We start from the raw sequence: 9,530 nt of genomic DNA, 5'->3' as shown, positions 1-9,530 counted from the left end.
AACGGTAAGCAACCAAAGGTCGCCATCGTCGCCGTGGCCCGAAAGATTATGACCATCCTCAGCGCCATGCTTCGACACAACCAACCCTGGTATCCAGACAAAGCCTGAAAACACAGTTGCTCATCCGTCTCGGCGCTGACGCGCCGATCCACTTTGTCCCACAAGGGGAGAAGGGAAGGCGCTACCCATTCACCGCCCGGCTGTCCGCCGGCGCCTCGTCCCTCTCGGCCAGCCCGTAGTCCCGCACCACATGGGCGATCCGCAATCTATAGCCGGCAAAGATACCGCCGCGCCCGGCCTGCTGCGCCTGCCGGTGTTCTTCCGTATTGCGCCAGGCCTTGACCGCCTCCTCGTCGCGCCAGAATGACAGCGACAGCACCCGGTTCTGGTCGGCCAGGCTCTGGAAGCGCTCGACGGAAATGAATCCATCGATGCCGTCGAGCAGCGGACGCAACTCGGCGGCGATGCCGAGATAAGCCTCGCGCCGGCCTTCCGCGGGCTGCACCTCGAAGATGACGGCGATCATACCTTCACCAGCGGCGCGTGCGGGCCGGACGCCAGTTTCAGGAACATGCGGTCCTCCTTGAGGATGAACCGTTCGCGGCGGGCGAACTCGTAGTTTGCCTTGCCGGCGGGGTCGGCGGCAAGCCGGGCGCGATAGGCTTCGTAGGCCGCCAGGTTTTCGATGTTGTAGGCGGCATAGGCCGTCGTGGCCGAGCCCTCGTGCGGCGCGAAATAGCCGATCAGATCGGCGCCGCAGCGCGGAATGGCCTGGCCCCAATTGCGGGCATACTCCTCGAAGGCGGCCTTGCCGAACGGGTCGATCTCATAGCGGATGAAGCAGGTGATGGTCATCTCGGTCTCCTTGGGGTTTTGCAACGACGGTTCGAGGGCGGTCGAAACGTCACGCGCATCTCTGTGCTAGTCAGTCTGGTGTCAGGAGCCATCATGCCGGCTCCTTGAGCTGGACCGAGAATACTGGTTATCTTACAAGAATGCTTCGATGAGGATCAAACCATGCGCGAAGGACCCGATATTGCCCGCATCGCCAGCCTGGTCGGCGATCCGGCCCGCGCCAACATGCTGAACGCCCTGATGGGTGGCACGGCATTGACCGCGAGCGAACTGGCGCTGGAGGCCGGCGTGTCGCTGCCGACCGCGTCCTCGCATCTGTCCAAACTGATGGAGGGCGGACTGCTGACCGTGGCCAGTCAGGGCCGGCATCGCTATTACGGGCTGGCCGGCCCGCAAGTGGCCGGCATGATCGAAGCCATCACCGGCGTGGCCGAAGCCGTAGGCCCAAAGCGCGTGCGGCCGGGCCCCCGCGACGGCGCGATGCGCATCGCGCGCGTCTGCTACGATCACCTTGCCGGCGAACAGGCCGTTGCGATGCTGGATCGTCTTGTCGACAAGAACATATTGGTCCGCGACGGCCAGGAGATCAGGCTCGGCCCCTCGGCGGCCTCGCACTTCGCGGCGATCGGCATCGATGTCTACACCAAGCCTAGGCGGCCGGTGTGCCGCGCCTGCCTCGACTGGAGCGTGCGGCGCTCGCACCTCGCCGGCACGCTGGGCGCCGCCATCCTCGACAAGATCCTTGCCGAGAAATGGGCACGCCGCGAGAAGGACAGCCGCGCGGTGGTATTTTCGCCGCCGGGCAAGCAGGCGTTCGAAAGGGTGTTTTTGGGGTGAACCTGCTTCGTCATCCACGGGCGAAGCAAGGAGCGCAGCGACGCAGCGCAGACCCGAGGATCCATGCCGGGAACTTCCCAACGATAATACGGTCCAGAACTCCGCTCTGCCCCGATCTGCGGCCGAAGTCACGGCATGGATCCTAGGGTTCTGCGCGACGCTTTGCGTCGCTCCGCCCTAGGATGACGAAATCATGGGGTCCGCTTCAAAGCCTTCCCCTGCCTGAAAAAGTCCTTCCAGGGATCGGCTTCCGCCAGCTTCGCCAACGTCGTCTTGTCGCCGATCGGGAAGGCGTTCGGCGCCAGGCCGGCCTCGATCTCGGCCCAGGTCACCGGCATGGACACCGTCGCGCCCTTCTTGGCCCGTGAGGAGTAAGGTGCGACGGTGGTCGCGCCGCTGCCATTGCGCAGATAGTCGACGAAGATTTTTCCCGTACGCGCCTTCTTCGACAGCGTCGCCGTGTAGCGGTCGCGGGCACCCTGCTCCAGCGCCCTGGCGAAATCATGGGCGAAGTCTTTGACTTCGGCCCAATCCGCCGATGGTTTCAGCGGCACGACGACATGAAAGCCCTTGCCGCCCGATGTCTTGACGAAATTGGGCAGCGAGAGCTCGTCGAGCTTGCCCCTGATGTCGAGCGCCGCCTCGCGCACCGCCTTCACATCGACGCCCTCATCGGGGTCGAGGTCGAAGACGATCTGGTCCGGCTGTTCGAGCTTGTCGATCGTGCAGCCCCAGATGTGGATCTCGACCACACCATACTGGACGAGCGCCGCGACCCCGTCGAAATCCCGGATGAACAGGATTTCCTCGCCATCCCCGGGGTCCCTCATCCGGGCGATCTTGTCGCTCATTCCGGGGGAGGCGTGTTTCTGGAAGAAGCGCTGCCCGCCAACGCCGTCCGGCGCGCGCACCAGGCTTAGCGGCCGGTTGACGACGAACTGTTCCATGCGCGGCCAGACCAGCGCGTAATGGTCGAGCAGGTCCTGCTTCGATATCTTCTCGTCGGGCCACAAAAGCTTGTCGGGATGGGAGAGCTTTACGGAGGTCGTCATCCCGCCGGCAGGCCTACCGGCGCTGCTTGCCGCCGGCTTGGCCTTTGCCGGGCCCTTGCCTGTCGCTGGCTGGCCTGTCGCTGGCTTGCCTGTCGCCGCCTTCGGCTTTTCCTGCACGACTTCCTCCGCCGGCTTGTCCTCGCGCAGCCCCTGGAACGAAGCATGGCGTATTATACGGTCCGAGGTCCAGCTGCGAAATTCCACTTCGCCGACCAGTTCCGGTTTGACCCAGACAAGGCCCTTGCCCTTCGGCACCGCCGCATCGAAGGGCGAGGCGTCTGCCTTCAGCGCATCGAGCCTCTTCTTCAGGTCGTTGGCGCCCTTGGTGGAGAAGCCGGTGCCGACCCGGCCGGCATAGTGCAGGCTGCCGTCTTCGTAATAGCCGACCAGCAGCGAACGCAGGCCGCGTCCCGTCTTGTCAGACGGCAGATAGCCGCCGATGACGAATTCCTGCCGCGCCGTGCATTTCGATTTGACCCATGCCGGACCGCGCCCGCCGCGGTAGGGCGCATCGGCGCGTTTTGAGACCACGCCTTCCAGCCCCATGCGGCAGGCATGTTCGAGCATGATCTTGCCGGGTTCGGCAAAATGGTCGGAGAAACGCACCGCCGCATTGGCGGCCGGCTCGCCGAGCAGGTCCTGCAAGGCCTGCTTGCGCTCGACCAGCGGTTCCCGCCGCAAATCCTTGCCGTCGAGCCGCATCAGGTCGAACACATAGTAGATGAACCGGTTCGTCCGCTTCGCCGACAGATCCTGCTGCAGCAGCGCGAAGGACGACACGCCGCTGTCGGCCAGCACGACGATCTCCCCGTCGATGATGGCATCGCTGCATTTCAGCCCGGCGAGTTCGGCCGCGATCTCGCCGCCGAATTTTTCCGTCCAGTCGAGGCCGGTTCGGGTCAAGAGCCGCACGTCGGTGCCGGCGATCTGCGCCTGCATGCGATAGCCGTCGAACTTCACCTCATGCAGCCAGTCCTGGCCCGACGGTGCGTCCCGCTCCAGCGTGGCGAGCTGCGGTTCGATGAAGTCGAGTTTCCTGGCCCCGGCCTTCGCCTTGCCGGTGGCCGGCTTGTTCGAGTGCCAGACCTTGGGTTTCTCGCCCTTGGCCGCCTTGCCTTCGCCGATCTCCTCGATCGTCAGGCCCGATTTCACCGACTTCGGCTCGTCCGCCAGAATATCCTCGCCGGGGCGCGCGGCGTCGTCGTCGGACTTGATCAGCAGCCAGTTGTCTCGTTTTTCGCCCGGGCGCGGCCGCAGCCGCACCAGATGCCATTTGCCACGCAGCTTGTGGCCTTCCAGCTCGAAGTTGATGTGCCCCTTCTTCATCATCTTCGCGGGATCGTCCTCGGGCGTCCAGGTTCCTTCGTCCCAGACGAGCACCGAGCCGCCGCCATATTCGCCCTTGGGGATGGTGCCTTCAAAGCCGGCATAGTCGATGGGATGATCCTCGACATGCACGGCCAGCCGCTTTTCGTGCGGGTCGAGGCTAGGACCGCGCGTCACCGCCCAGCTCCACAGCACGCCGTCATGCTCGAGGCGAAAATCGTAATGCAGCCTTGTCGCGGCATGCTTCTGGATCACGAAGATGCCGCCGCCCTTCTGCCCGCGCGTAACCTTGCCGGCCGGCTCCGCGGTCTTCTTGAAGTCGCGCTTCGAATGATACTGTTCGAGGCTTGCCATCTCGTATCCTCAGGCCGATTTGCGCTTCGGCGCAACGCTTTTCGCCTTGGCGCTTTTGGTCGCCGGCTTGGCTTTCGCCTGGGATGATGGTTTCGACGGGCCGGAGTCCGACGAGAGGCTCTTCTTCAGCGCGTCGAACAGATTGACGACGTTGGAGGGCTTGGGAGCGGCCTTGGCCTTCGGCGCCTTGTGCCCCGCCTTCTTGGCGCGGATCAGTTCGAGCAGGGCGTCCTCATATTTGTCCTCGAATTTCGACGGATCGAACTTCGCCTTCTTCTTGTCGATGATGAGTTCGGCGAGATCGGTCATCTCCTGGTCGGTCTTCACCGCCTTGATGTCGCCGAAGACGCTTTCCGGCTGGCGCACCGTGTTGTCGTAGCGCAGCGTCGTCAGCACCATGCCCTTGCCGAGCGGCTCGATGACCACGGGCCGTTCGCGGCTGTACAGAACGATGCGGGCAAGCCCCGCCATCTTCTTGCCCGCCATGGCATCCCGGATGACGGCGAAGGCCTCTTCCGAAACCGTGTCGGCCGGCGCGACATAGTAAGGCGTGTCGAGATAGATCTGCTCGATCGAGGCCTTGTCGACGAAGCCGTCGAGGCTCATCGTGTGCGAGGATTCGATCTGCACCGCCTCGATCTCGTCCTCCTCTATACGGACGAAATCGCCCTTGTCGATCTCGTAGCCCTTGATCTCGTCGCCGTCCTCGATCGGCTTGCCGGTCTCGGCATCGACGTAGATCCGCTTCACCGTATTGCCGGTCTTGCGGTTGAGGATGCGGAACGAGACCTTCTCGGCATGGGTGACGACATTGGTCAGTTCGATGGCACACGTGACCAGCGAGAGCTTCAGATAGCCTTTCCAGGCCGGGCGCGGCGCCATGATGATTTCCCCTTGGAAAGATCAGCTGGAACGGACGACCACCCCACTCGGTTCCAACGCGATCCGGCCGTGGCCGGCGCGGTTGCCGCCGGCCACGGCTGTCAGCCCCTATTCGGCGGCTTGCAGGTTGATCTTGCTTTCCGCCATCTCGGTCAGCTTGCGATCCGTCGCCTGCTCTTCCCTGAGGTTCTTGGCCAGCACATTGGCGCAGTCGCTGCGGCCGAGCTGTTTGGCCCAGGCGATCAAGGTGCCGTAGCGGGTCATCTCATAGTGCTCGACGGCCTGGGCGGAAGCGATCAGCGCGGCGTCGAGAACATCCTTGTCATCGACATCGCTGCTGACGTCGTCGGCCTCCTCGAGAATGCCGTCAATGGCCGGGCAATTCACCGGCTTGGCCTTCACGCCGTGCAGCTCGAACACCTCCTCGACGCGTTCGATATGGCCCTTGGTCTGTTCGAGATGTTTTTCGAAGCCGGCCTTCAATTGCGGATCGGTTGCCTTGTCGATCATCTTCGGCAACGCCTTCTCGATCTGCTTCTCGGCATAATAGATGTCGCGCAGCGTGTGCACGAAGAGATCGTCCAGTGTTTTGATGTCCTTCGAAAAGAAGCCCATGATTTCAGCCTTTCCATTGCTCTTGCTTGTGGCGGGATTCCGGCCTGCCGACAGGCAGCACCTGTGAGCCGGCAATGCCGTGATCCCAACGTCCGTTGCCCGGGCCGGTTCCGACCCCACCGGCCATCCGGCAAGGAAATTCCAGCGACGGTTCGAAAGTTGAAACAAAAGCGCGCCAAGGCGACATTCAAACGAAACATATGTGATGCAAAAGTCACACCAGCCGAAATGACGACAAGGGGCACCGAAACACCCCGAATCAGCCGCATTCCGGCCACGAAGCGACGGGTTTTCGACCAAAAATTAACATCGCGTTCACTGAGTATTCACGCCTTGATGCTATCGTTCTCGCAATTCGGAAGGGACATCCGAAAATCGGGACAGGGACCGGGTAAAATGAACTTCCTCACGCACCTCATCGGCTATGCCGCCGCCATCCGCGAATTCGTCGCGCCGACCTATCGGCCCGAGCGCTACTACATGCGCGGCCCCGGTCCGGCCTGCGCCCGTCGCGGCACCTCGCTGGGCGCGCACTGACCATGACTTTCGAGAGCCGCCACAACAGCCGCATCTGCAGGCCGGGTGCCTCGTCCCGCGCCACGACCTATCGCGCCGAACGTCCGGCCTTCGCCGGCAGACAGCGTGCGCCATCGCCGCGTCTTTGAGACCGCCATCGGCTGGCTTAGTGTCACAGGACATAAGCAGCCGAGGCCAGTGTGACCGACCGTCCCAAGCCGCCTTCCCCATCCTTTGATGCAAGCCATCCGTGTACAGCTTCCAGCCATTGCCGGTGGCGCCGGAGGGCGAGCATGACGCGACGCCGCGCGCCCATTCTGGGCGCATAAATCCACCAGCCATCTCACCGCACCTTCCGGCGGCTCCATGCCGGCCCCCGAGCCCTTGAATCGCATGCCCGCTTGCACAAGGCGCGGCCGGAGACGAAAGTTTTTTCCGCAACCTGTCGAAATCGGCCACCGCCGCGCGACATACGTCTGGCCCCGCAAGGACGCGGCCCTCGAAACCACGGGAGAAGACCCATGCGATACATGCTTTTGATCAACAACGACGAAGCCGCGCTGGCGAACACGCCGATCGAGAAAGCCCAGCAGATGAGCGCGGCCTATGCCGCCTATACCGAGGCGTTGAAGAAGTCCGGGGCGTGGCTGGCCGGCGAAAGGCTGCGTCCGACCCAGGCGACCACCTCGGTGCGGATCGCCGACGGCAAGACCAACGTGATCGACGGCCCCTATGCCGACACCAAGGAGCAGCTTGCCGGTTTCTACATGATCGAGGCGGCCGACATCGATACCGCCATCGACTGGGCGGCACGCTGTCCGGCGGCCAGCACCGGCACGGTCGAGCTGCGGCCGATCTGGGAAATGGCCGACTATATGCCCAAGAAGTGACGGCGTGATGGACAGTCGCCCGGAGATCGCCCGGGCGGTCGCCGAGGCCGCCGCCCGGCAGAGCTATGGCAAGCTGGTCGCCTGGCTCGCCGCGCGCACGCGCGACGTGGCCGCCGCCGAGGATGCGCTGGCCGACGCCTTTGCCGCGGCGCTCGAACGCTGGCCGCGCTCCGGCGTGCCTGAAAAGCCGGAAGCCTGGTTGCTCGCCGTGGCCAGGCGGCGGCGTGTCGATGCGGTGCGGCGGCGGCTGACCAGCGAAGCCGGCCGTGACCATCTCAAGCTGATTGCCGAGGAGACGGAGGCGCGCATGACCGACGAGGACCTGCCCGACGAACGATTGCGGCTGATGTTCGCCTGCGCCCATCCGGCGATCGAACCCGGCGTGCGGGCGCCGCTGATCCTGCAGACCATCCTCGGCTTCGATGCCGCCACGATCGCTTCCGCCTTCCTGCTCTCGCCGGCCACGATGGGCCAGCGCCTGGTGCGCGCCAAGAGCCGCATCCGCGAGACCGGCATTCCGTTCCGCGTGCCGGAGCGGGCCGAACTCGGTGAAAGGCTGGATGCGGTGCTGGAGGCGATCTACGCCGCTTTCGCCGAGGGCTGGTCAGATCCGACCGGTACCGAGACGCGGCACCGCAACCTCGCCACCGAAGGCATCTGGCTCGGCCGGCTGGTGGCCTCGCTGCTGCCGGACGAGCCGGAGGCGCTGGGCCTGCTGTCGCTGATGCTGTTCGCCGAGGCGCGCCGCGCGGCGCGTCGCGACACGGCCGGGGACTATGTGCCGCTCGCCGAGCAGGACCATGCATTGTGGGATCATGCCCTGGTCGACGAGGCCGAAGCATGTCTTCGCGGCGCCGCCGCCAAGGGCGTCATCGGCCGCTACCAGCTGGAGGCGGCCGTGCAGTCCGTCCATGCGGCGCGGCGGCTCACCGGCCGCACCGACTGGATCGCGATTCGCGAACTCTACGACGCGCTGTTTTCGATCGCGGGATCGCCGGTCGTGGCGATCAACCGCGCGGTGGCGATCGCCGAGACCGAGGGCGCGGTGGCGGGGTTGGCCGCCCTTTACGTGCTGGGCGACGACAAGCGGCTCAACGGCTATCAGCCCTACTGGGCCGCGCGTGCGGGTCTCCTGGCCAGGCTCGGCCAGGGACCGCAGGCGGTCGAGGCCTATGATCGCGCGATCGGCCTCGAGCGCGATCCGGCGGTGCGCCGCTTCCTGCAGGCAAAACGCACCGCGCTCATACAGTGAGGTCCAGGAGCGCGGGCGGCTTTCGGCCGATCAGGCCGGCCACATCTCGTGCGACGTGTTGAGCGTCTTCATGAGCGGGTGCTGGCGCAACCGCGCCCACAGGCGTTCGATATCAGGCCAGGCCGCCCGCGCCCTGTCGATGTCGGGATGCCAGGCCACCAGCATGACGAGATAGATGTCGGCCAGCGACATCTTATCGCCGACGAGCCAGTCGCGGCCGCGCAAGGCGGCATCGACGACTGCAAAACCACGGTCCATCTCGGCGACCGCCGCCTGTTTCACCGCCTTCGTACCCTCGGCATCCGCCGTGTAGCGATGGGCATAGTAGAGCCGCAGCACCGCCGGGTAGAGCACCGAGGACATGAACGCCATCCAGCGCAGGAACTCCGCGCGCGCCGGTTCCTCGGCCGCCGGCGCCAGGCCGGCCTGTGGGTGGCGTTCGGCGAGCAGGATGCAGATCGCCGCCGATTCGGTGACCGAGCGCCCGTCCGGCAAGGTCAGCACCGGCACCTGGTTCAACGGGCTGATGGCGAGAAAGGCCGGATCGGGCGCCTCGTTCTTCGGCACGTCGATCTGTTCGAAAGGCGCATCGATCAGCGCCAGTGCAGCCTCGACGACGAAACCGCCGCTGCCGGGGCGCGTGTAGAGCTTGTACATGAAATCCTCCCCCGGCCCGAACCAGGGCCGCTGGAGGTTTGCACCGGAGCAGCGGTCTGCTCAAGTCGGGTACGGCGCGCCACGGCAGGTTTTTCTGCGGGCCAGGCTCACGGGGCCTTTCCTTCTCCCCTTGTGGGAGAAGGTGGATCGGCGCGCCAGCGCCGAGACGGATGAGCAACTGTGTTTTCAGGCTTTGTCTGGATACCAGGGTTGGTTGTGTCGAAGCATGGCGCTGAGGATGGTCATAATCTTTCGGGCCACGGCGACGATGGCGACCTTTGGTTGCTTACCGTT

The 9,530-nt window shown here is 64.7% G+C and carries 10 protein-coding genes and 2 pseudogenes; 5 read left to right on the top strand and 7 right to left on the bottom strand.

Features of this window, described 5'->3' with window-relative positions:
- A pseudogene (locus EN824_RS36385) lies at window positions 1-108 on the top strand (IS110 family transposase); the annotation flags it as partial.
- Between the two features lie 73 nt (window positions 109-181).
- Here EN824_RS36385 and EN824_RS33350 read toward each other — a convergent pair.
- Both EN824_RS33350 and EN824_RS33345 read right to left on the bottom strand, forming a co-directional pair.
- On the bottom strand, window positions 182-526 hold the full coding sequence (locus tag EN824_RS33350; RefSeq protein WP_127871078.1) for an antibiotic biosynthesis monooxygenase: 345 nt from the start codon (window positions 524-526) through the stop codon (window positions 182-184).
- A complete protein-coding gene (locus EN824_RS33345) occupies window positions 523-855 on the bottom strand; it encodes an NIPSNAP family protein (protein WP_127279421.1) in 333 nt (110 codons plus the stop codon). Before EN824_RS33345 ends, EN824_RS33350 begins: the two co-directional genes overlap by 4 nt.
- Before the next feature lie 162 nt (window positions 856-1,017).
- Between EN824_RS33345 and EN824_RS33340 the strand changes: the two genes are divergently transcribed.
- Window positions 1,018-1,692, top strand: coding sequence for a winged helix-turn-helix domain-containing protein (locus EN824_RS33340; RefSeq protein WP_127871080.1), 675 nt, complete (start codon window positions 1,018-1,020; stop codon window positions 1,690-1,692).
- A 191-nt stretch (window positions 1,693-1,883) separates the two neighbouring features.
- On the opposite strand, the gene ligD is transcribed toward EN824_RS33340, so the two are convergent.
- The 3 genes from ligD to EN824_RS33320 form a co-directional block, all read right to left on the bottom strand.
- On the bottom strand, window positions 1,884-4,424 hold the full coding sequence (gene ligD / locus EN824_RS33330; RefSeq protein ID WP_135933152.1) for a DNA ligase D: 2,541 nt from the start codon (window positions 4,422-4,424) through the stop codon (window positions 1,884-1,886).
- A gap of 9 nt (window positions 4,425-4,433) precedes the next feature.
- Window positions 4,434-5,306, bottom strand: coding sequence for a Ku protein (locus tag EN824_RS33325; RefSeq protein WP_135862900.1), 873 nt, complete (start codon window positions 5,304-5,306; stop codon window positions 4,434-4,436).
- A 108-nt stretch (window positions 5,307-5,414) separates the two neighbouring features.
- Window positions 5,415-5,921, bottom strand: coding sequence for a ferritin-like domain-containing protein (locus EN824_RS33320; RefSeq protein ID WP_127279425.1), 507 nt, complete (start codon window positions 5,919-5,921; stop codon window positions 5,415-5,417).
- A gap of 396 nt (window positions 5,922-6,317) precedes the next feature.
- On the opposite strand from EN824_RS33320, the gene EN824_RS33315 reads away from it, so the two are divergent.
- The 3 genes from EN824_RS33315 (at window position 6,318) to EN824_RS33305 (ending at window position 8,579) form a co-directional block, all read left to right on the top strand.
- Complete coding sequence (locus tag EN824_RS33315) at window positions 6,318-6,458, top strand: hypothetical protein (RefSeq protein ID WP_013892047.1); 141 nt, start codon at window positions 6,318-6,320, stop codon at window positions 6,456-6,458.
- 500 nt (window positions 6,459-6,958) lie between these two features.
- On the top strand, window positions 6,959-7,327 hold the full coding sequence (locus EN824_RS33310; protein WP_127279426.1) for a YciI family protein: 369 nt from the start codon (window positions 6,959-6,961) through the stop codon (window positions 7,325-7,327).
- Window positions 7,328-7,334: 7 nt separating this feature from the next.
- Window positions 7,335-8,579 carry an RNA polymerase sigma factor gene (locus tag EN824_RS33305; RefSeq protein WP_135930781.1) on the top strand — a complete coding sequence of 415 codons (1,245 nt, stop codon included), beginning with the start codon at window positions 7,335-7,337 and terminating at the stop codon, window positions 8,577-8,579.
- Window positions 8,580-8,609: 30 nt separating this feature from the next.
- Here the strand turns inward: EN824_RS33305 and EN824_RS33300 are convergent, their stop codons facing one another.
- Window positions 8,610-9,236 carry a glutathione S-transferase family protein gene (locus EN824_RS33300; protein ID WP_127281122.1) on the bottom strand — a complete coding sequence of 209 codons (627 nt, stop codon included), beginning with the start codon at window positions 9,234-9,236 and terminating at the stop codon, window positions 8,610-8,612.
- A gap of 186 nt (window positions 9,237-9,422) precedes the next feature.
- Window positions 9,423-9,530, bottom strand: a pseudogene (locus tag EN824_RS36380) (IS110 family transposase); the annotation flags it as partial.

The organism is Mesorhizobium sp. M8A.F.Ca.ET.181.01.1.1 (assembly GCF_004792025.1).
In the GTDB taxonomy this organism is placed as follows: Bacteria; Pseudomonadota; Alphaproteobacteria; order Rhizobiales; family Rhizobiaceae; genus Mesorhizobium.
This window is presented reverse-complemented; position numbering and strand designations above follow the sequence as displayed.

What these genes read in the sequence shown, in the direction of transcription:
- EN824_RS33350 (WP_127871078.1), bottom strand. Translation starts at nt 526, where the DNA reads ATGATCGCCGTCATCTTCGAGGTGCAGCCCGCGGAAGGCCGGCGCGAG.
- EN824_RS33345 (WP_127279421.1), bottom strand. Translation starts at nt 855, where the DNA reads ATGACCATCACCTGCTTCATCCGCTATGAGATCGACCCGTTCGGCAAG.
- EN824_RS33340 (WP_127871080.1), top strand. Translation starts at nt 1,018, where the DNA reads ATGCGCGAAGGACCCGATATTGCCCGCATCGCCAGCCTGGTCGGCGAT.
- ligD (WP_135933152.1), bottom strand. Translation starts at nt 4,424, where the DNA reads ATGGCAAGCCTCGAACAGTATCATTCGAAGCGCGACTTCAAGAAGACC.
- EN824_RS33325 (WP_135862900.1), bottom strand. Translation starts at nt 5,306, where the DNA reads ATGGCGCCGCGCCCGGCCTGGAAAGGCTATCTGAAGCTCTCGCTGGTC.
- EN824_RS33320 (WP_127279425.1), bottom strand. Translation starts at nt 5,921, where the DNA reads ATGGGCTTCTTTTCGAAGGACATCAAAACACTGGACGATCTCTTCGTG.
- EN824_RS33315 (WP_013892047.1), top strand. Translation starts at nt 6,318, where the DNA reads ATGAACTTCCTCACGCACCTCATCGGCTATGCCGCCGCCATCCGCGAA.
- EN824_RS33310 (WP_127279426.1), top strand. Translation starts at nt 6,959, where the DNA reads ATGCGATACATGCTTTTGATCAACAACGACGAAGCCGCGCTGGCGAAC.
- EN824_RS33305 (WP_135930781.1), top strand. Translation starts at nt 7,335, where the DNA reads ATGGACAGTCGCCCGGAGATCGCCCGGGCGGTCGCCGAGGCCGCCGCC.
- EN824_RS33300 (WP_127281122.1), bottom strand. Translation starts at nt 9,236, where the DNA reads ATGTACAAGCTCTACACGCGCCCCGGCAGCGGCGGTTTCGTCGTCGAG.